Below are 20,911 nucleotides of genomic sequence, written 5' to 3' on the forward strand. Positions count from 1 at the left end.
AATATAGCAATATATTAAATACTAGACGGACTGGTGGCGATAACGATGACAGGGAAGATTCTAGTGAGCGCATGTCTGTTAGGGCATAAAGTACGTTATGATAATGGCGATGTTCCGTGTCTCGATGCCCGATTCCTAAAGTGGTATGAGGAAGGGCGTTTTGTCCATATTTGTCCAGAGGTAGTGGGCGGTTTGCCAACCCCTCGTCCTGACGCACAGCGGCAAGGAGATCGGGTAGTGACGGGGGCAGGCACGGATGTTACCGAGCCATTTATGAAGGGGGCTCAAGCCACACTAAAGCTGGCTAGGGAGCATCAGGTTGCATTAGCTATTTTAAAACAAGACAGTCCTTCATGCGGAAGCCTGTATATTTATGATGGAACCTTTAAAGATACGAAAGCACCGGGAGAGGGCACCACTACGGAGCTGTTGAGGAAAAATGGGTTTAAAGTATTTGGCGAAGATCAGCTGGACGAAGTCGAGCAGGAACTCGCACGTATGGACGGGCAGGTTATTCTTTAAGTAATAAATAGGTTGCAGGATACATAGTGTGTATAAGGGGAACGAAGCAGTGTCCTTGGGAGAGGAAATGCCGTCCGATGAGCCATCCTTCATTTGGGATAGGAGGCGGACGCAGATGAGTATTGATCAGCTCATTGCTTTGCTCGTTCTTGTCATTATGATCGTACAGCTTGCTGGCACAAAAGGTAAACACTAAGTCTCACCTCATTGTAACTGCTTCCGGAGCTCAGGATTTTTTGAGTTCGGAAGCTTTTTTTGTCCCTGGCTATGCATATTGTGAAATCTAAAGGATTCCTTCATAGTGATGTCTAATATACATATAGTGGGTTTTTGGGAAGTCTAAGGAAAGAAATTAGAGGGAACTATGAAATTTAGAACATGGATAATCATTGTTCAGTTGTTTATGATTGCTGTGCTTGTAGGCGTTTTGGCGGCCGATCTAGGTAAGCCAGGCTCAGATGAGTCTAAACATGATGATATTTTAATACATTTTGATCAAAAAGATTTAAACAGGATAAAAGAAACGGTTCAAAGGTTTAGTGAAGGTAAAGGGGATAACCTGATGTTGATTGAGCCAACCACGGATAGTGGACGGTTAATTCATGATTTCTATTCTAATGGTAAAGAGCTTCATTGGGTAAAGGATGATACAAGAGATGCATGGAGTAATAGTCCTGGGAAGATCGAATATGTATGCAAGGCGATTGAACTAATAGAGACAGGTGAGCGGTTTAATGTCGAGTTATCCCAATGTAATGTTCAGCCAGACGGTGAGAAAATAAATGTGATCAGCTTTTTAAAAGAAAGATTATAAACCCATTTACGGAGAGGATGGATGAACAATATGCCGATGTCTGAGTACTATCAAGGAATTCGTGGGAAAGTGGGCTCAGAATTATTAATGATGCCTTCCGTAGCTGCAGTAATAAGAAATAAAGAGGATGAGATTCTGTTCATCCGCAAGCCAGGAGAATCTTTGTGGGGATTGCCTGCGGGAGCGATTGAGCCAGGGGAGCGTCCTGGAAGAACCTTACGCAGAGAGGTATATGAAGAGACAGGGTTGATGGTTCATCCTACGTCTATTTTAGGTGTTTTTGGTGGAGCGAAATATAGATACGAATATAGTAATGGCGATCAGGTAGAATATACGGTTATTGTATTTGAGTGCTCTATCATCAGAGGAACGCTTAGAGCTATAGATGGGGAGATCGAAGAATTTAAATTTTTCAAAGAGAACGAGCTGCCAGAGATTGCAATTCTATATCCTAGAGAGATTTTTATAAAAGACCGAGAGAAGACTGCAACGATATTTGAGTGACTGAGAGGAGTGCCTCATGAAGACCTACATTTATATGGTTAGACATGCAGTGTCACCTTTTGTATTAGGGAATGAGCGGGAACGGGGATTATCCGAAAAAGGGCACGCAGACGCTTATAGAATCAAAGAGCTTTTGGCGGAGGAGAAAATTACACATTTTGTCTCCAGTCCATATAGACGAGCCGTAGAGACGATCAAGTATTTGGCAGAAGCTTCGAACCAAGAGATTGAACTGTATGAAGAACTCAGAGAACGAGCAATCGGAAGTGTCGAGATTGAAATTAGTGAAGATGACTTTCTGCAGGGCATTCGGACATCATTCAGCGACAAATATTATAAAATGCCGGATGGAGAGAGTACTCAGGAAGCACAAGAGCGTGCAATTCCTGTTATCAAGCAATTAATTAAACAGCATAAAGGCGGCAAAATCGCTTTAGGTACGCACGGGAATATCATGACCATTATCCTGAATTACTTCGATAAGGAGTATGGATATGAGTTCTTTGAACAAACTTCCAAACCAGACATTTATAAGCTGGAATTTGAAGGATTGGAGCTTACCCATGTGGAGCGGCTGTGGGACTCCGAAGTGCTGAACAGATGAAATATTTTATAAAGCTGAATGCACTAAGCGTACTTTATGCCTTTATGTTATTTGTTGTAATAGAGCTGCCATTGAAAATTTATCGAATCAGCAGAATTTCAGACTTGGTGGTTCCCAATCACAGAACCTGCAGATAAACCTGCACCGGTAACAGGACTGATCATAATAGGAGCCATGATTATTTATCCGTTTTATATCGCAATGATTAGTATTATCGCAAGCATCACTTTTAAGTCAGACGCTGGATAGAGGTTGGAAATGAGGATCAATGATTTGAAAGAAAGACTTTTTTATACTTGTATCTGCCTCGTTGTTATTGTATTGGGGTTAAGCTCTAGAGTATTCACGAATCAGCTGCCTTTGTTTGTATCTAGACATTTCGGAGATGCGCTTTGGGGCAGTATGGTTTATTTTATGTTTCGGGTCCTACTGGTAAATCAAAAGCTAAGGCTCGCCTTTGTATGGAGTTTGGTGTTTAGCTTCGGCATAGAATTTAGCCAGCTGTATCAAGCGGAGTGGATCAACAGCATCCGATCTACAGTATTGGGTGGTCTAATTCTCGGAAAAGGATTCCTATGGATCGACCTCGTTAGATATTTGGTTGGCATTACCCTTTGTTATGGATTGGATCAATACTTTCACCAAAAGGTGCACCGAAATGATAAATAGTGTTTATTGGAGAGGAACCTTTAAATGGTAAATAGTTTGATTGTGGTATGCTTGCTTACGATGATTATTCACACGGCAGAAACCTTATCGTATTCGGTACGATATGCCGGAGTGAAGCTGAACAAGATAGCCATTGCTTTATCTCTCACAGGCATTATTGTTCTCGTCTCAAGAACTGCAAATATGATCCAAGCTCCACTGACGGCTAAATTCGTAGATTATGCCAAAATACATTCTGATTTTCCGCTTCTAAATTACTTGAGAATTATATTATTGGCTTCTTCCTTAGGAACATTAATTGCCATTGCTGTTTTTCCTACCTTTGTCGGCTTGTTTGGGAGAATCATCTCTAAGCTTGAAATTGAGGGTTCTATCCCAAAACTGCTTACCAGTGTAACGATCGGGCAACTAAAGAACACAAGAAAATACATAAGAAAACCAAAAGTGAATCTATATAACTTCAGATACCTGGGGATTCCTAATCGATTTATTGTGATGAATGTTTTTGTTACAGCCTTTTACACCGTAGGTGTCATATCATCATTGTATGCTGCTCATCTAATGCCTCAATATAGCACGACTGCTTCTCAAGCTTCCGGACTGATTAACGGTATGGCGACTATTCTGCTGACCATATTTATCGACCCACAGCTTGGTCTAATTACCCATAAGGCTACTGAAAATGTAGAATACCGTGATCAGCTAGGAAAAATATATGTGGTATTGATGGGTTCTCGATTTGTAGGCACTATATTTGCTCAGCTCCTGATTGTGCCCGCAGCCCAGCTAATTAGTATGTTAGTGAAGCTGATTTGAGCCAGTGGGGCTAATCATTAGCGAAGTTTAGATTCTGCTGCTCTTAGAGCTAGCGAGATCTTCTGCTCCCAGCTGTAAATATTCTGCTGCATGGAATGAATTCGTTTCATTTGCTCATAGGATGATTTCAATTCTGTAGCGGCTCTAACTGCATCACCTTGCTTAACAGCTGCTTTATATTGTTTGTCAGCATCCGCGCGTACTTTCTGCGTGACAGTGAGATTCTTACTTTCGGCAGTTATTTGTTTCTTTAAAGCAGTGATGGGTGCTAACGCATCTTTGACGGGTTTAAGCTTAGCAGCGGTTTGCTTGCGAGCGGCTGCCAAAGCGGTTGTCTTTGTCTTAATTTCGGCTCGGGCCAGGGTTACAGCAGCCTTTAGTTTATTACGCTTCAGTTCCAGCAATGTGACTTTTTTCAAGTCTTTAGCTTTCTTGGCTGCGGTAAACTGTTTACCGAGTGTGCTGTATTGTTCCAGAAGGGGAGCGTGTTTCTTCTGAACTGAGGTTGCTTCTGAAGATAAGCGGCTTAACAGTGCTTGATCTGTTGACTGTATGACGGAACGAATAGATTTCAGAGTGTCATTATTCTGCTTGCGTAACTTCTGAATTTCTGAGTTATCTGTCTTGAGGGTGGCTTGAAGCGCGGTATAATTACCATGAAGACTGTTAATGTCATCCAGCGCGGCATCCCAGCCAGTAGCAGCAGACACAAGTGTAAGGTTACAGGTTAGGAAAGCTGCTACCAGCACTAATTGAGCCACCCATTTTAAATCCCTAATTCTGAAAATGTTCTTTCTACATCTGACGGCACCTTTTGGTTTAAACATTCATCTCAGCTCCTTAATGAATTAGTTAATATACGCAAAAAAGCACCTCCAAGATAGGCATTGACGCCTGTCTTGCGAGGTGCTTCTCCCGCACAGAAATATAAAAGATGCTCTTACTATAACTTGAAATTAATGGATAGTCAATGGACAATAGAACGTTTGTTTGCTTGTTTTTATAATTGTGAAATACAAAGGGGAGTAAATATGAGTTCACATCTAGAGTATGGGCACGATCGAGTGGCCCTGATTACCGGAACCTCCAGTGGATTTGGATTGCTGACAGCGCTCAAATTGGCTGGAAAGGGGTTTAAGGTGATAGCAACCATGCGTGATTTAAGCCGTAAAGCCGAGCTGGTGCAGCAGGCAGAGCAGGCAGGAATTTTAAAGCAGCTTCATTTAATGACGATGGATGTCACCGACAGCGATTCTATAGAGACAGCAATATCTTCAGTACACGAAACATTTGGAAGAATTGATGTTCTAGTCAATAATGCAGGTTTTGCCATTGGCGGTTTCATAGAAGAAATATCTATGGAGGAATGGCGGCGGCAAATGGAGACGAACTTTTTTGGATTAGTGGCTGTGACAACAGCTGTGCTGCCCATTATGCGAGAACAGCAGAGCGGCACGATTATTAATGTGGGAAGTGTAAGCGGATTATCCGGATTTCCAGGTTATGCGCCTTATGCAGCTTCTAAATTTGCTGTTGAAGGTTTCAGCGAAAGCCTGCGTCATGAAATGTCCCCTTATGGAATACGGGTGGTATTAATTGAACCGGGCTCCTTCCGTACACCGATATGGGGAAAAGGCATGGAGCAAATTCGACGTAAGGAGGATTCTCCGTATAAAGAACGTCTTGACGCTGTGCTACGATATTCCAAACATACTGCTGAGACAGCGCCTGACCCTAGTCAAGTGGCTAATCTTATCGGTCGTATTACCGAAATGAAAGCACCACGGCTACGTTATCCTATCGGCAAAGGCACGCGAATCTTAATCTTAGGCAAAACGCTGCTTCCATGGAAATGGCTGGAGAGAATTATTGCGAAAGAATTGAGGGGATAGGATGGAGTCATCCATAAATTTAACAATCATTAAACTAATAGGTTATATGTCCAGTTTGATGACCGTTTTTTTATGGCTAATTTTTATATTCATCAATCCTTATGCTGAGATTACGAATCGCTCCACTCTTGTAATTAGTATAATTATGTTGTTATTACCGGCGGGGTTATTAGCAATAGGTGTCTTTTTAAACAGAAGTCGGCTAATGCTGCTTGCATTTATCTGGAGTTTTCCCTACAGTTTATATATGTTATTAACGCCCGGAATCTTTAGGTTGTTCGGGATTACGAGCCTAATGTATTTACTTTGTTTTGTGTTATTTAGAATGAACAAGATTAGATATTGAACAAGGATAGAGGTGTGCCGATGCTAGAATCGTCCGGAATCCATATCTGCTTCAACGCAGATGGCCGTGAAATAGAAATCCTCGATGTTACTCCATTTGGCAAAGATAAATTTCGAATTGAAGAGACACCGATTTTTAATCCGGCTGTTACAATGGGAGATATTATACAGGTGAAGGAAGAAAATGGAGTCTATTATTACCAAGAGACCGTCCAGAAATCTCCTTTCAAAAGATACGCTTGGCTGCTTAGTAAAGAGGCTGTTGATTCAACGGCCATTGCAGATTTTAAACATAGAATTATAGAGAATGAAGGCAAATGTGAGTTGATCTTTGGCGGTTTGTTCGTCATTCATATTCCTAAGAATACTTCGATTGATGTTGATGGGGAAATGAATCGAATTATTGAGCGGTTCGAGATTTGAATACTAAGAAAAATGCTGCGTCATGAAATGCAAGGAAACTTGCACACGATGACTGCAGCATGGAGAATAGAAGAAACGCTTTTTATTTTATTTCTTCCATAAATGTCTTGAAATTTTCAGTGATTTCTTTTGATTTAGTATGGTGCAGATAATGTCCTGCATCAAGTTTTACCAATTTTCCTTGTTTAGAATTTTTGACTTGCTCTTCATGCAATGATATCCAATCTTTTAAGAGAGTATCATCCCCTTGTACAAAGAGCAAAAGGGGAAGATCCTTTGGAAAAGTTGAATTTAGAGCCCCTTTATAATTAGAAGACATATGTTCCACTTCATTTAAGTGAGTGTAATTATAAGTGTTTCTAAGTGTAAATAATCTCAATTGTTCTTTAGTTTCATCATCAAACGGCAATCCAACATAGGGGTTTCCACTTGTTTTAAATAACAATCTGCCCAAGCCTGATTTTCTAAGTAGTTTTAATTTTCCTGTTGGTATTTTAACATTTGTTCTGTCTTCTGTTGCAATACTGTTATCAATCCCGACAAATGCACTCACTTCGTTTGGATATTTGTTCACATAATTCAAACTGTACATACCGGAAATAGAGTGTGCCATTAGAATATAACGGTCAATATTAAGCTGCTTTACAGCTTCATGAATTTCACTTACAATATTTTCCGTGGTTCGTTCTTTTTCAGTTCTATCACTTAATCCATAACCGAAAGGCTCAATCGCGACAACTTTGTAAAATGGAGATAGTTCATCTATCAGCAGTTTAAAATCAAGTCCCGGTGCCACCGTTCCATAACCAGGTAAGAGTACGACCGTCTCTTCGCCATTTCCTTGAATCAAAACATTCATATTTTTACCATCGACGCTTACAGACTGACCATAGGGTTTTATTTTAGCTTGGTCCGATTTATTAAGGAAAATATTAGCGACAAAAACAGTCACTAGAAAAAGTACTATTGCAGTAGCTAAAGCCCCTAAGGAAATAAGTATAATTTTCAGCGGTTTATTCATCCTTTTTTTTATAACCTCTTCTTCTGGTTTCACTCGCATCTTCTCCTGTTCTAATCGCTTTATTCTAGCTACCTTAACGAGTCGCTAAAGGAAGCTTACCCGATGAAGATGAACTATACATGACGACAATATGAACTGAATATGAACCAGCTGAAAAAGTTTGACTCATTAAAATGAATGCGAGGTGAGCAATAATGTTGAAATTTATGAAGCAATGGTTGCCGAGTATTATGATCGCAGTGGTTATTTCTTTGTTTGTTAGAACCTATGTTGCTGAAGCCATGCGAGTTCCAACGGGCTCTATGATCCCAACGATTCAAATCAATGATCGCTTAATTGTTGAGAAAATGTTATGGATGACCACACTGGAGCATGGAGATATTGTTGTATTTACGCCACCTGTAGCTGGTGATGAGAATAAAAGATATGTAAAAAGGCTAATGGGGCTGCCTGGAGATACCTTGGAAATTAAAGATGGCGAACTTTACCGAAACGGAGCGATGGTTAACGAACCTTACCTCAATGAACAGATGGATTACACTTTTGGACCGGTTACGGTACCCGCCGATCATTATTTTTTTCTTGGAGATAACCGGAATATAAGCTATGATGCTCATCTGTGGGATACTCCATTTGTGTCGAAGGATAAGCTGATTGGGAAAGTGATCGCTGAATTTAGCAATCCCTTTTAGGTAGTGTGTAAGACGGATAAATGTAAGGCTTAATCTCTAAAAATAGATTTAGGGGTGCTGAAGTCGCGGGGGTCTTTTGAACTAACCGAGTGGTTTAATGAGACTTTAACCATATTGTTACTTTGGAAGAATTTAGCTATCCTTAAGGTAAAATATACCTACATATAGTAAGGGGTGCTGAATTTTGAAAGCTCATGTCACAGATCTCAAACATGGCGATTGTCTAATAGCAGATACATTCAATAGTGTTGGCCTACACGTGCTTCCGAAGGGGACAGTGGTCTACGGAGAAGAAATCACCATCCTGATGAGGCATCAGATTGATTATGTCGATATTGAACCACGCATGATGGCGCTGGATAATGAAGAAATGAATGTGGCACAAGGGATAGATGGTAATTTTGATCAAGCCATCCAAAACTATGAATCTATATTTCTGGAAGCACTCAGCAAGGGTAGCTTTACGCAGTCGGATGTTGATAATACGCTGCAGCCATTGCTGGAGAAATTGGATGAACAAAAGGATGTCGTTTCTTTATTATTGCTGCTTGAACGTGATGATATCAGTACATACAATCATTCATTGCAGGTCGGACTGTTATCCTTTTACATAGCGACTTGGTTAGGTCATACAAAAGCCGAAAGATTTGAGATTAGTAGAGCCGGTTATTTGCACGATATCGGAAAAAGCCAGATTGCTCCACATATCTTAAATAAGACGGATAACTTAACTCCTGAAGAATCAGAAGAACTAAAACGTCATACTACGTATGGATACGACATTATCCTTAAATCGATGAATGACGAAAAGACCGCACTAGTGGCGCTTCAGCATCATGAATTCGAGGATGGTACAGGTTATCCTAACAATCTCCGTAAACAGGACTTGCACCCGTATACGCAGATTGTTGCTGTCGCAAATACTTATGTAGGCATGACCTTAGGAAGAGCGAATCAACCGAAACAAGGCCTGATTAACGTTCTTCGCAAGGTACATGAACTTGGATTTGGCAAGCTGAATGGAAATGCGGTACAAGCTCTGATCGGACATTTATTGCCGAATTTTGTGGGTAAGAGCGTTCAGCTTAGCAATGGTGAGCAAGGTACGATTATTATGAATAATCCGTTGGATATTTTCAAACCTCTGGTAAAAATAAATGAGACTACGTTCAGAGACTTATCTAAAGAGCGTAATTTGACTGTTGAAGAAGTATTTATTTAACGAATATTTTTGTGGCGAAAAATAGTAAGGCTATCTCCTTGATCCGTAAAATCAGGGGATAGCTTTTTTGTGTTATAATCGGAATTGGGTTAAAAACCCTTTAATATGGAATAGGAGAGTGCTTATCGTGATTATCAAATTCATTCGTTTACGTTAATTTGAGGTGCAATTCAATGATGACATCATCCATTTTTTTGAAAATGTATTGAGTCTTATTTAACTGTGCATTCATTGATAAAATTCGAATGAAATGAGGAATGAACAATGAGCGAAAAAATAGTAAAAGTAAACGGAATTGATATATGCTCGGAAAGTTTTGGAGATCCTAGCAATCCTGCGATATTGCTGATTATGGGTGCCACATGTTCTATGGTTTATTGGGATGAAGAGTTCTGTCAGCGATTAGCAGATACCGGACGTTACGTTATTCGTTATGATAACCGGGATGTCGGACGTTCCGTTGTTTATGAGTCTGGGAGTTCCAATTATACCGTGATAGATATGGCTAATGATGCCGCTGGGTTACTAGACGCCTATAATATTGAACAGGCAAATATCGTTGGGATGTCCTTAGGCGGAATGATTGCACAAGTCCTTGCTACACGTCATCCGCAAAAAGTTCTAACCTTAACCTTGATCGCATCAAGTTTTTTCGAATCTGATGATAATGATCGGAACTTGCCTCCTATGGATGAGCGGATCCTCGCATTCCATGCAGATGGAGCAACACTGGATTGGTCTAATGAGGAAGCGGTAGCCAATTATTTGGTTTCAGGTTCCGGCATACTCTGTGGTTCAAAACATAAATTCGATGAGAAAAGAGTGTATAAACAAGTAAGGATGGAAATAAAACGTGCCAACAACTTGCTTAGCATGTTTAATCATTCTCTCCTTACAGGGGATGACGACTACGAGGGCAAGGCAAAAAATATCATGGTTCCTACCTTGGTTATCCACGGCACAGAAGACACGGTGCTTCCTATAGAGCATGGCTTGGCACTTGCTGCGGAAATTCCTAATGCGTCGCTTCTAACCCTGGAAGGAACGGGCCACGAAGTCCACCCGGATGATTGGGAAACCATAATCAAAGCGATTTCGAATCATACATTAGGCGGTAAAGCTTAACAGGGCTTAAAGAGTAAATTAAAGAAGGGCTACAATTCGGTGTTGCCGATTGTAGTCCTATTTTTTTCAGGATTACTTTGTCCCTAGGAATTAAACCGCTTCACTAATTTGTCTTTATGTGCAGTAAAAGCCTCTTCTAAAGTGATGCCATATAAGTCGGCTAACAATGCGATATTTCCGAGAACATCCCCGATTTCCTCAATCAAGTCGTTTTTCAGTTGCTCTGGAGTGCGAGTCGATTCATCCGGTCGATCTCTGCCGATTTCATAGGAGCGTACAGCTCGTGCTACTTCACCTGTCTCTTCCATTAAGAATCCCACTCTTATAAAAGGACCATAAGTAGTCCAGCCTCGTTCTCCATAAAAATGATTAATCCATTTCTGCACATCATTAATTTCCATATTATGTAGCACTCCTTAATCTTTCACATGATTTATACTCCAACATATAGTATATTAGATAGCGGACATTATCAATATATAGTTTGGAGATGGGATTTTGAAATCAATATGTGTTTTCGCAGGATCGAATTTAGGGGGACATGAGGATTATAAAGCTAAAGCTGTTGAACTTGGTAACTACATGGCTATGAATAATTATCGTTTAATTTACGGTGGCTCAAAAATCGGATTAATGGGTGAAGTCGCTAATGCTGTTTTGAATGGTGGAGGCGAGGTAATCGGGGTAATGCCTAGAGGATTATTTAATGGGGAAATGGTACATAGAGAATTAACGGAGTTGATAGAAGTAGAAGATATGCATGGCCGTAAAGCAAAAATGGGAGAATTGGCAGATGGCTTCATTGCTTTACCTGGAGGGTTTGGAACGTATGAGGAGCTTTTTGAGGTTTTGTGCTGGTCACAAATTGGCATACACAAGAAGCCGGTAGGGGTTCTAAATATCAGGAATTATTTTGATCCTCTGCTGAATCTGATTCATAACAGTATCCAAGAAGGCTTCTCTAATTCTTCGCATCTCAGTCTGCTAAACGTATCCAACGAGCCGTTGGAACTCTTAACTCTATTGAAGGAGTATGTTCCGCAAACGCTAGAGCAAAAGTGGAAACAGCTCAACTAGAAAAAGGAGAACTTACATGAATTCAGAATTTGCATTTACTGATTTCCCTGTGTTACAAACTGAACGATGCACACTACGTAAAGCAACAGAAAATGATCGCTATGATATATTTGAACTTTATTCCCAAGAAGCCGTTGTAAAATATATGCCATTTACACCCTTCATTTCGGTCGAGGATGCGATAGATGAAATGAAATGGTATGACAAAATTTTTAAGGAACAATCCGGTTTACGGTGGATGATTGAAGATCGTGAGACTCAAAAAGTGATTGGAACCTGCGGATTTCTGAATTATGAGCAAGATCATCATCGTGTGGAAATTGGGTATGACTTAATGCCTGCTTTTTGGGGAAAGGGGATTATGACAGAGGTAGTGAACCGTGTTATGCAGTTTGGCTTTTTGAACATAAGACTAAATAAAATTGAAGCGAGAGTGGAACCGAAAAATGAGGCGTCACTTATATTGATGAATAAGCTCGGCTTCTACAAAGAAGGGGTCTTAAGGCAACATGAGTTCGAAAAAGGTCGGTATGTGGATCTTGCTGTCTTCTCTAAATTGAAAAGTGAATACCGCTGAATTTGAATTTCACTAGTGGATTGGCTATGATAAATATAGAGAAACGCTACAAGAGGAGAAATGAGATAATGACCCCCGAGAATCAAATTGAACAATTTAAGAAGCTTAAGCACGATATCACTCGTTTCATGTTGATTTATAAATTTGCATTGGATGAGATGGAAACAAAGATTGAGATCCTAAAACAGGAGTTTCAGTCTCTGCATGATTACAGCCCAATTGAACATACCAAATCGCGTATTAAGTCACCAGAGAGTATCATGAACAAAATGCTGCGCAAAAATGGTGAATTATCGCTGAATTCAGTGAAAAATTGTATTAAAGACATCGCTGGTCTGCGGATCACCTGTTCTTTTATCTCTGATATCTATCATGTTAGTGAGATGCTTCAGAAGCAGGATGATCTAACGGTTCTTGAGGTGAAGGATTATATTAAGAATCCTAAACCTAACGGATATCAGAGTCTTCATTTGCTGATTCAAGTCCCTGTTTTTATGTCCGATCGCCAGGAGCTTGTCTGTGTAGAAGTTCAAATTCGTACCATTGCTATGGATTTCTGGGCAAGCCTCGAACATAAAATCTTTTATAAATATAATAAATCAGTACCTGAGAGCATGACTCGTGAGCTGAAAAATGCGGCGGATGCCGCCCATGCTCTTGATCTGCAAATGGAGCGTCTGCACCGAGATATAAAAGAAATTAAAGACGATGATGAAGATGATCTTAGCTCTTTCGAGGAGGAGCTTCGCCGTATAGTGGTTCATAATAAGCAGTTCACACTTCCAGCTAACTTTATTAAACTGCTTGACGATAAATAAGCTGTTTTGTCCGCCTAGAGTTATCCGTTTCGTTTCGGGTGACTCTAGGTTTTTTCTTGTATACATCATTGCCATAGATAACTAGAATAGAGTATTCTCAACTAGAAGAGAAAGGTTACTTCAGCTTCATCATTTTTACATAAAAGGAGAATGAAGATGAGCGAGCGTACACTTCGCGCCATTACTGTGAATCAAATCGGATATCCGCTGGATGGAGAAAAAATCGCAGTATTTACAGGTGCTGAGCATGATTTTCAGGTAGTTGATGTTGATAGCGGGACTATTGTGTTCAAAGGTAGTTCAGATGCTGGAAGATTTGATAAAGCCAGTGGAGTAACTTTGCACACAGGTGATTTCTCGGAGGTCAAGGCTGAGGGAAGATATCGGATTGAGCAGGGCGAGGGTGTAGCTTCGGCATCCTTTACAATCTCAGATCAGCCTTATCATGAGCTTCAACAGGGCTTGCTGAAAGCTTTCTATTATTATCGCTGTGGCGTTGAATTGACTGAAGAATATGCTGAAGATTGGAAGCACAAGGCGTGTCATACCGCAAAAGGGATTGTATATGGGCAACCGGATCTTCAACTAGACTGTTCGGGTGGCTGGCATGATGCAGGTGATTATGGAAAATATAGCGGTCCCGGAGCGAAAGCTATCGCGGATATGCTGCTTGCATATGAATTATATCCCTCGGCTTTTGTAAGCGCTATCCCATTGCCTGAAAGTGATGGATCTACGCCAGATGTGCTGCTGGAATGCAAGGTGGAGCTCGATTGGTTGTTTAAAATGCAAGACTCCGCAACAGGTGGTGTATACCATAAACTGACTACGCTAAGCTTTCCTGGACTGGATGTTATGCCTGAGGACGATACAGCGGATCTGTACTTCTCACCAATATCTGCTACTGCTACTGGAGATTTTGCTGGGGTTATGGCTATGGCTGCAAGAGTGTACGAGTCTTTTGATGCTGCTTATGCGCGGAAATGTCTGGATGCTGCAGGGGCAGCATGGGAATGGCTTGTTCAGCATCCAGATGTACACGGTTTTACGAATCCGCCTGAGATTAGCACTGGAGAATACGGGGATGGAGTCGATAAGGACGAGCGGTATTGGGCAGCGGCGGAGCTGTATCGTACGACAGGGAAAGAGGAGTATCATCAAGCTGTTCTCCAGCTAGTGCAGCTGGCTTTTCCAAAATACAGTTTAGGCTGGGGTGATATGGGGGGCTATGGCACTATTGCTTATCTGTTAAATGGTGAGGAGCAAGCAGAACGTGCTTTATATGTCTCGTTAAAAGAAGGGCTTGTTGCTGAGGCGCAACGATTAGTGGAACAGAGTCGTGAGGAGGGCTATAGGATCTCTTTAAAAGAGGAGGACTATATCTGGGGCAGTAATATGCTTGTAATGAACAATGCAATGCTGCTGCTGGCGGCTGAATATTTTAGTGGAGACTCCGGTTTTGCGGACTGTGCCTTAGATCATCTACATTATCTGATGGGGCGTAACGTATTGGATATCAGCTATGTTACCGGATTTGGGGATCATGCCGTGATGAATCCGCATCATCGCCCTTCTGTAGGTGACCAAGTGGCTGATCCGGTGCCAGGATTGGTGTCAGGGGGGCCAGATCGTGGGCTGCATGATGAATATGTAGTTGAGCATTTACAGGGAAAACCAGCTGCGCAGTGCTTTGTCGATCATGAGCTTAGCTATTCTACGAATGAAGTGACGATCTATTGGAATTCACCTGCGGTGTTTGTTGTGGCCCGGTTTAATCAATAAAAAGCAATAGTTCGAATAGGGAAAGGCGTCCTGGATCTGGATGTCTTTCTCTTTTTTATAGTTGAAATGCTATAATACTAGACGGTATGCTATTTTAGCGGATGGTATTAGGAGGTAGGGGATTGAGTAGTATTTTTGAGATTCAGAGACTTGCAAAACTTAACTGGAAAAGTAACGACCAAACTTCAAAATATCTTTTCTCGGAGATCTCCGCAGACATAGCTGAATCGGACCGCATCGCATTGATTGGTGCCTCTGGCCAAGGGAAAAGTACACTCCTTAGAATCCTGGCTCTCTTGGATGCTCCGGATGAGGGAGATATGTTGGTAAAGGGGACTTCATATAAAATTATGAATGCGAGATTATGGAGGATGAAAATAGGATTTGTAGCACAACAAGCGGTCATGCTGTCTGGCAGTGTGGAGGATAATCTAAGAACTGTCAGCAGACTGCATGACAAACCTTATGATCTTAAACTAGTGCAGCGACTAATTGGGCAATTGGGGCTGGAGCATTTGGATTTAAGCAAAAAAGCGGCAGATTGTTCGGGTGGTGAAAAGCAGCGGATTTCTTTAATTCGATCCTTGCTGCTCCGACCTACGGTATTATTGCTCGATGAAATCACCGCTTCGCTCGATGTCAACAGCACTCAAATGGTTGAGAAGCTACTAGAGGATTGGCATAAGGAAGAAGGCACTTCGATGATTTGGGTCACTCATGATCTTAAGCAGGCGAGCAGAATAAGCACAACTACATGGTTTATGGGAAAAGGCAGGTTGGAACAGCATGTGAGCGAGTCTTTTTTTGCTGAATCTGCGGAAGAATTGGCTAAAAGGTTCGTTCGGCCTTCGGAAGGAGCGTCGTTGTTATGAGTTATACAGCACTAAGTTTCACGCTTCTGTTTGTATTAGGGACAATGTTGGTCTCCGTGTGGCAAAAGCTCGGACTGGAAAAAGATATCATTGTAGGCACAGTGCGGTCGGCCATTCAATTGCTTGCGGTGGGGTATGTGCTGCAATTTATTTTTAAATCGGAGCAGGTCATTTATGTAATTGTGATAATACTCTTTATGATCAGTGTAGCCGCATGGAATGCAGCCAAAAGAGGCAAAGGCTTGCGCGGATTAGTCTGGAGAATTGGACTGGCGATTGCTACTATGGAACTGCTCATGATGGGCATTCTGCTCAGCTTACATATCATTGAGGCTACGCCACAATATATCATTCCGATTAGCGGCATGACCATTGGCAGTGCTATGGTGGTTTCAGGGTTGTTCATTAACCATATCAAGCATGAAATTCAGCAGAGCAAAGGGGAGATTGAAACGTTGTTGTCTCTTGGCGCAACGGTCCCACAGGCGATCCAGGAAGTTAGAAAAAGATCTGTAAAATTCAGCATGATTCCTACCATCGACGGTATGAAGACGGTTGGGCTTGTTCAACTCCCTGGAATGATGACCGGAATGATCATCGCGGGTGCTGATCCTGTAGTAGCTGTTCGTTATCAGATATTAATTGTGTTCTCGTTCACTGCCTCTGCTGCCGTAACGAGTATGCTGCTCAGTGTACTGAGCTACAGACTCTTTTTCACGCCGGATCTAAGGCTCAAGCAAATAGTGGAGCAAGGCTAAGCCTATTTCTCACAAGCAATTCCGTCTTTGTCACGGTCGCTTTTTTTATTGGCAGTATAGAGTTCTTTCGATACGTAGGGTTTGTATTTCGTTTTGCCGCCTTTGTTCTTGGTTGAGCTGGAAATGGCTACTCCACCTTTGTAATCTTTGTTTAGCTCCGTGCAGTTTTTGTAGGTTTTGGCCTTGGATTCTGCGCTAGCTGTATTCAAGGTAGCGACGGATAGAGTGAGTAGCAGGCCTGCTACTAGACAGATGTTTAAGATTTTTTTCATGGGAACACTCCTATAAAAATCTAATGGAATTAATGATTGTGTAGTATCGTTGTATTTTATATTACCAGTTTAATTCATTGAGGTATACATTATTGGTGGATTTGGAAACCGTGTACATATTTATAAGTGAAGTGGGGGAATAATTAGATTCAATTCACATGTAGTGAACAGGCTACGAATGAGGTGATTCTAATTAGCAAAATGAAAATGGCGACTGCCTTAATTGCGGGATTGTTGCTTCTGCCGGGAATGGCTATGGGTGCATCAGCCCCCGTTACTATGACTCACGTTAATGGAGAACTGCTATCGGCTATGCCCAAGCCAGCTCCGGAGTCTAGGCGCATTATATTACCTTCTGCAATTCAAGCATCAGAGCTATACGGGTTCGGATTACAACATCGGAATGCCTCGATTCAATATTCGATCTTCTCCAAAGATTTCAAAAAGATTATGTATCCGCGGTTTGTTGAACTAAACTGGGTGACGGGTGTCTCCAGCCCTTGGATCACGAACTACGAGGTCACTAAAGAAACGATAATTAACAAGAATTCAGAGGTCATTGAAATGCGTCTGGATACTGCGACTTCAAGTGGACCAGCACCTTCTATACTTTTGACAATCTCACTTGTGCAAGAGAAGAATAGCTGGGTGATTACCGGAGTGACATCGGACCCCGAGCTGCCGCGTGGCGGATTGCCTAGGAAGTAGGTTGGTTATGGATAGGAAAAAGAGCAAGCGTAGTAGGGGGTTCCCATACGCTTGCTCTTTTTTTGATTCGAAAGCACATCGATCAGTCCACGTGGTCTGTTTCTCCACAAATCATCAGCCTACGTTGGTGATTAATTAAGAGACCTCGCGTCAGACATCGTTACGGACCGTATTGCAGCTATTTTGGCATTATGATCGTTCTGGCGAGAGTTTCGGACTGTATGGCTCTTATTCCCCTGAAATCACGCATTATAGGAGTACTTTTGGGTGAATAGCTGCATCTGAGTCCGATAGCATGGCTAAATCGCCGAAATTGTGAAAATAAGAGCTCCTCGGTCCGATCACCGCCAAACTCTAGTGGATTTGGAGTCGCAATGTTCAGCTCAGAGTGACAATACCTGCTCAGCGTCACAAATCATCAGCCTACGTTGGTGATTAATTAAGAAACCTCGCTTCACACATCGATACGGACCGTATTGCAGCTATTTTGGCATTATGATCGTTCTGGCGAGAGTTTCGGACTGTATGGCTCTTATTCCCCTGAAATCACGCATTATAGGAGTACTTTTGGGTGAATAGCTGCATCTGAGTCCGATAGCATGGCTAAATCGCCGAAATTGTGAAAATAAGAGCTCCTCGGTCCGATCCCCGCCAAGCTCTAGTGGATTTGGAGTCGCAATGTTCAGCTCAGAGTGACAATACCTGCTCAGCGTCACAAATCATCAGCCTACGTTGGTGATTAATTAAGAGACCTCGCGTCAGACATCGTTACGGACCGTATTGCAGCTATTTTGGCATTATGATCGTTCTGGCGAGAGTTTCGGACTGTATGGCTCTTATTCCCCTGAAATCACGCATTATAGGAGTACTTTTGGGTGAATAGCTGCATCTGAGTCCGATAGCATGGCTAAATCGCCGAAATTGTGAAAATAAGAGCTCCTCGGTCCGATCACCGCCAAGCTCTAGTGGATTTGGAGTCGCAATGTTCAGCTCAGAGTGACAATACCTGCTCAGCGTCACAAATCATCAGCCTACGTTGGTGATTAATTAAGAGACCTCGCGTCAGACATCGTTACGGACCGTATTGCAGCTATTTTGGCATTATGATCGTTCTGGCGAGAGTTTCGGACTGTATGGCTCTTATTCCCCTGAAATCACGCATTATAGGAGTACTTTTGGGTGAATAGCTGCATCTGAGTCCGATAGCATGGCTAAATCGCCGAAATTGTGAAAATAAGAGCTCCTCGGTCCGATCCCCGCTAAGCTCTAGTGTATTTAGAGTCGCATTGTTCAGCTCAGAGTGGAAGGCCAACTCAGCATCACAAAGCCCAGCTTGCATTATAGAGTGTAGCATACGTCACCAGCCCAGCTCATATCATACAGCGCAACTGACGTCGCATAGCCCAGCTCGCATTACAAAGCGCAACTCACATCGCATAGCCCAGCTCGCATTACACAGCCCAACTCACATCGCATAGCTCAGCTCACATCACAAAGCGCAGCTCGAGCCACCAGCCCAACTCACATCGCATAGCTCAGCTCGAGCCACCAGCCCAGCTCACGTCACCAGCCCAGCTCGCGAACCCCAGCTCAAGCCACAACAGCTACCTAGACTATCCAGTTGTTAGCGACTAATCTCTTCCCGCCTTCACCATCAATTCCGCCAGCATTTTGGGTTCGGTTCGAACGGTGGTCATGTGATCTCCTTTGCCCTCGATGAAGCGGAAGACGCCTAAATGACTGGATTGTGTAGGATGGAATCCGTATGGACCTTGCGGTATCGCGGTGTCCTCCGTTAGATAAAGATAACTTTTGGGGATCTGGAGACTGTAGAATTTCTTGAGATCAAGCTTTTCGAAAAGTGGACTTGCTGGCTCAGGAGGAGCTTTTTTATAAAAAGCTTGCGCTTCCGCAAGACTGGCGGTGTTGACGAATGTATCCCGGAAGAGAGGAAAGGGGAGCGTTATGGTGTTATTGCCGGAAGTATCTCTTAGCTGTTCAAAGTACTTAAGCGAATCAGCTGGAAATTGGTCCGCCAGACTTTGCCCATCCAGCGGTACGAAGGCATCGAAGAATACCAGACGTTTGATCCGATCCGGTACTTGCTGAGAGACGGTTTGGATCACCGATCCACCAAAGCTATGTCCGAGCAGAATGATATCCTTTAAGTCTTTTTGCTTGATAAAGTCGACAACAGATTGTGTAATTTGCGCATGCGTTACATTATTGTTTTTGTCCCCGCCATGACCGGCATATTCCGGAGTATAGACGGTGTGTCCTAAGCTGCGAAGTGCGGCGGCCGTTTGATCCCAAAAACCAGCAGTAGCCCAAGACCCATGAACTAGAACAAATGTAAGAGGCGCCTGTTTCGATGATGTTTTGTTATTGGCGGCCTCAACCGTGGAGCTGAGATTCATAGGCTGGAAACCCATAATTGTAAAGAGAGTGATACATAACGCTAACACTATTTTTGTGTGAATGGATTTCATACTATGCCTCCTATGTGGGGTGAGAGTGTAATACTTAGAGGATGCCCCGTTTAGAAAAGAAAGATGAATTTTTATCAGGAGTAGTGAATCTCCGCACCTAGGCATAGGCAAACGCATATCTTGTGTTTAGGGAAAGCAAAAATTTATAGCAACAGAAAGGCAGGAAAAAAAGTGACTTCATACATGGACTATACGTCCCCCAATACAGAGTTTACTTTTGATGTGAACACCAATACACTTTTTAAAAAAGATGCCAACAACTTCATTAACTTGCTGTCGATTAAACAATTGAACACGCTTGAGAACATATCGCTGCTGGATATTTTTCTTAGCAAATCAAATGTTGTGGAACCTCATTATCATCAAAATGCTGCAGAGCTTGTATATTGTATCTGCGGTTCAGCGGTAGTGTCTTTAATCAATCCGTTCACAAATGAACTTCTGCATTTTCCGATTTGTCCGGGTCAAGTGGCAAACGTGCCGCAAGGCTGGTGGCATTATGAGGTAGCTACTGCGGATAATACACATCTGCTCGCGATTTTTGACGCACCTATTCCTGAGGTCATTTTAGGTTCGGATATTCTTAGCAAAACCCCAGCAAATGTATTAGCCCATACTTACTGCTTAAATGAAGCTAAGGTAAAAGAAGCTCTTGCTCCAATCAAGCCGGGAACCTTCATCGGCCCTCCTGCTGACTGCTGCGAAGAAGATAAAGTAATGGGCAGCAGCAATATGGCTCCTAATATGGCCCCTAACATGGCCCCTAACATGGTCCCAAATATGCAAGCCAATGTTAAACCAAATATGCATCCTAATATGCAGCCAAATATGAATCCATACGCTCATATGCAGGCACAACCCATCCCGATATCTTCACAAATGCCTCCAGCTACACAAGCCTTTAATTAT

At 42.2% G+C, this 20,911-nt stretch carries 24 protein-coding genes and 1 pseudogene; 20 read left to right on the top strand and 5 right to left on the bottom strand.

Annotation, left to right across the window (positions count from 1 at the left end):
• The first annotated feature begins 45 nt into the window (after positions 1-45).
• The 7 genes from NSQ50_RS11100 to NSQ50_RS11130 all read left to right on the top strand — a co-directional run bounded on the left by NSQ50_RS11100 (position 46) and on the right by NSQ50_RS11130 (position 3,929).
• Entirely contained in the window at positions 46-522 is a 477-nt protein-coding gene (locus NSQ50_RS11100) for a DUF523 domain-containing protein (RefSeq protein ID WP_036689786.1), read from the top strand.
• A gap of 49 nt (positions 523-571) precedes the next feature.
• Positions 572-718: a hypothetical protein gene (locus tag NSQ50_RS11105; RefSeq protein WP_155288116.1), complete on the top strand. Its 147-nt coding sequence runs from the start codon at positions 572-574 to the stop codon at positions 716-718.
• Between the two features lie 168 nt (positions 719-886).
• Positions 887-1,336, top strand: a complete 450-nt coding sequence (locus NSQ50_RS11110) for a DUF4362 domain-containing protein (RefSeq protein WP_036689788.1) — start codon at positions 887-889, stop codon at positions 1,334-1,336.
• A 30-nt stretch (positions 1,337-1,366) separates the two neighbouring features.
• Positions 1,367-1,840 (top strand): NUDIX domain-containing protein, encoded by a 474-nt coding sequence (locus NSQ50_RS11115; protein ID WP_036689829.1) that lies wholly within the window; start codon positions 1,367-1,369, stop codon positions 1,838-1,840.
• A 16-nt stretch (positions 1,841-1,856) separates the two neighbouring features.
• Entirely contained in the window at positions 1,857-2,444 is a 588-nt protein-coding gene (locus tag NSQ50_RS11120) for a histidine phosphatase family protein (protein ID WP_076224945.1), read from the top strand.
• 258 nt (positions 2,445-2,702) lie between these two features.
• Positions 2,703-3,113, top strand: a complete 411-nt coding sequence (locus tag NSQ50_RS11125; RefSeq protein ID WP_051491644.1) for a ribosomal maturation YjgA family protein — start codon at positions 2,703-2,705, stop codon at positions 3,111-3,113.
• A gap of 24 nt (positions 3,114-3,137) precedes the next feature.
• Positions 3,138-3,929: a lipid II flippase Amj family protein gene (locus tag NSQ50_RS11130; protein WP_076224944.1), complete on the top strand. Its 792-nt coding sequence runs from the start codon at positions 3,138-3,140 to the stop codon at positions 3,927-3,929.
• A 17-nt stretch (positions 3,930-3,946) separates the two neighbouring features.
• On the opposite strand, the gene NSQ50_RS11135 is transcribed toward NSQ50_RS11130, so the two are convergent.
• Positions 3,947-4,756: a hypothetical protein gene (locus tag NSQ50_RS11135; RefSeq protein ID WP_143760549.1), complete on the bottom strand. Its 810-nt coding sequence runs from the start codon at positions 4,754-4,756 to the stop codon at positions 3,947-3,949.
• A 204-nt stretch (positions 4,757-4,960) separates the two neighbouring features.
• Between NSQ50_RS11135 and NSQ50_RS11140 the strand changes: the two genes are divergently transcribed.
• Both NSQ50_RS11140 and NSQ50_RS11145 read left to right on the top strand, forming a co-directional pair.
• The gene (locus NSQ50_RS11140; RefSeq protein ID WP_094901998.1) at positions 4,961-5,821 is read left to right on the top strand and encodes an SDR family oxidoreductase; all 861 of its coding nucleotides are present in this window, start codon (positions 4,961-4,963) and stop codon (positions 5,819-5,821) included.
• A gap of 342 nt (positions 5,822-6,163) precedes the next feature.
• The gene (locus tag NSQ50_RS11145) at positions 6,164-6,589 is read left to right on the top strand and encodes a DUF4265 domain-containing protein (RefSeq protein ID WP_141118582.1); all 426 of its coding nucleotides are present in this window, start codon (positions 6,164-6,166) and stop codon (positions 6,587-6,589) included.
• An 82-nt stretch (positions 6,590-6,671) separates the two neighbouring features.
• Here NSQ50_RS11145 and NSQ50_RS11150 read toward each other — a convergent pair whose 3' ends face one another.
• On the bottom strand, positions 6,672-7,649 hold the full coding sequence (locus NSQ50_RS11150) for an alpha/beta hydrolase (protein ID WP_076143191.1): 978 nt from the start codon (positions 7,647-7,649) through the stop codon (positions 6,672-6,674).
• Between the two features lie 155 nt (positions 7,650-7,804).
• On the opposite strand from NSQ50_RS11150, the gene lepB reads away from it, so the two are divergent.
• The 3 genes from lepB to NSQ50_RS11165 all read left to right on the top strand — a co-directional run bounded on the left by lepB (position 7,805) and on the right by NSQ50_RS11165 (position 10,649).
• Positions 7,805-8,302 (top strand): signal peptidase I, encoded by a 498-nt coding sequence (gene lepB / locus NSQ50_RS11155; protein WP_076142005.1) that lies wholly within the window; start codon positions 7,805-7,807, stop codon positions 8,300-8,302.
• 184 nt (positions 8,303-8,486) lie between these two features.
• Positions 8,487-9,524, top strand: coding sequence for an HD-GYP domain-containing protein (locus tag NSQ50_RS11160; RefSeq protein WP_036689800.1), 1,038 nt, complete (start codon positions 8,487-8,489; stop codon positions 9,522-9,524).
• A 264-nt stretch (positions 9,525-9,788) separates the two neighbouring features.
• On the top strand, positions 9,789-10,649 hold the full coding sequence (locus tag NSQ50_RS11165; protein ID WP_076100749.1) for an alpha/beta fold hydrolase: 861 nt from the start codon (positions 9,789-9,791) through the stop codon (positions 10,647-10,649).
• 83 nt (positions 10,650-10,732) lie between these two features.
• Here the strand turns inward: NSQ50_RS11165 and NSQ50_RS11170 are convergent, their stop codons facing one another.
• Complete coding sequence (locus NSQ50_RS11170) at positions 10,733-11,050, bottom strand: MazG nucleotide pyrophosphohydrolase domain-containing protein (RefSeq protein WP_036689803.1); 318 nt, start codon at positions 11,048-11,050, stop codon at positions 10,733-10,735.
• A gap of 97 nt (positions 11,051-11,147) precedes the next feature.
• Here NSQ50_RS11170 and NSQ50_RS11175 point away from each other — a divergent pair, with 97 nt between their 5' ends.
• The 6 genes from NSQ50_RS11175 to NSQ50_RS11200 all read left to right on the top strand — a co-directional run bounded on the left by NSQ50_RS11175 (position 11,148) and on the right by NSQ50_RS11200 (position 16,533).
• Positions 11,148-11,726 carry an LOG family protein gene (locus NSQ50_RS11175; protein WP_036689805.1) on the top strand — a complete coding sequence of 193 codons (579 nt, stop codon included), beginning with the start codon at positions 11,148-11,150 and terminating at the stop codon, positions 11,724-11,726.
• 16 nt (positions 11,727-11,742) lie between these two features.
• A complete protein-coding gene (locus tag NSQ50_RS11180) occupies positions 11,743-12,303 on the top strand; it encodes a GNAT family N-acetyltransferase (protein ID WP_076100748.1) in 561 nt (186 codons plus the stop codon).
• A gap of 68 nt (positions 12,304-12,371) precedes the next feature.
• Entirely contained in the window at positions 12,372-13,121 is a 750-nt protein-coding gene (locus NSQ50_RS11185) for a GTP pyrophosphokinase (protein ID WP_036689808.1), read from the top strand.
• A gap of 156 nt (positions 13,122-13,277) precedes the next feature.
• Positions 13,278-14,903, top strand: coding sequence for a glycoside hydrolase family 9 protein (locus NSQ50_RS11190; RefSeq protein WP_076100746.1), 1,626 nt, complete (start codon positions 13,278-13,280; stop codon positions 14,901-14,903).
• Between the two features lie 122 nt (positions 14,904-15,025).
• Positions 15,026-15,775, top strand: coding sequence for an ABC transporter ATP-binding protein (locus NSQ50_RS11195; protein ID WP_179087092.1), 750 nt, complete (start codon positions 15,026-15,028; stop codon positions 15,773-15,775).
• Complete coding sequence (locus NSQ50_RS11200; RefSeq protein WP_036689811.1) at positions 15,772-16,533, top strand: ABC transporter permease; 762 nt, start codon at positions 15,772-15,774, stop codon at positions 16,531-16,533. Before NSQ50_RS11195 ends, NSQ50_RS11200 begins: the two co-directional genes overlap by 4 nt.
• Before the next feature lie 2 nt (positions 16,534-16,535).
• Here NSQ50_RS11200 and NSQ50_RS11205 read toward each other — a convergent pair whose 3' ends face one another.
• Positions 16,536-16,805: an excalibur calcium-binding domain-containing protein gene (locus NSQ50_RS11205; RefSeq protein ID WP_036689812.1), complete on the bottom strand. Its 270-nt coding sequence runs from the start codon at positions 16,803-16,805 to the stop codon at positions 16,536-16,538.
• Between the two features lie 207 nt (positions 16,806-17,012).
• Here NSQ50_RS11205 and NSQ50_RS11210 point away from each other — a divergent pair, with 207 nt between their 5' ends.
• Positions 17,013-17,513: a hypothetical protein gene (locus NSQ50_RS11210; RefSeq protein WP_139331043.1), complete on the top strand. Its 501-nt coding sequence runs from the start codon at positions 17,013-17,015 to the stop codon at positions 17,511-17,513.
• A gap of 1,631 nt (positions 17,514-19,144) precedes the next feature.
• On the opposite strand, the gene NSQ50_RS11215 is transcribed toward NSQ50_RS11210, so the two are convergent.
• The gene (locus NSQ50_RS11215; protein ID WP_038570045.1) at positions 19,145-20,002 is read right to left on the bottom strand and encodes an alpha/beta hydrolase; all 858 of its coding nucleotides are present in this window, start codon (positions 20,000-20,002) and stop codon (positions 19,145-19,147) included.
• A 171-nt stretch (positions 20,003-20,173) separates the two neighbouring features.
• Here NSQ50_RS11215 and NSQ50_RS11220 point away from each other — a divergent pair.
• A pseudogene (locus tag NSQ50_RS11220) lies at positions 20,174-20,761 on the top strand (cupin domain-containing protein); the annotation flags it as partial.
• Positions 20,762-20,911: the final 150 nt, after the last annotated feature.

It is taken from the genome of Paenibacillus sp. FSL R10-2788 (assembly GCF_038003885.1).
Classification (GTDB): domain Bacteria; phylum Bacillota; class Bacilli; order Paenibacillales; family Paenibacillaceae; genus Paenibacillus_AQ; species Paenibacillus_AQ odorifer.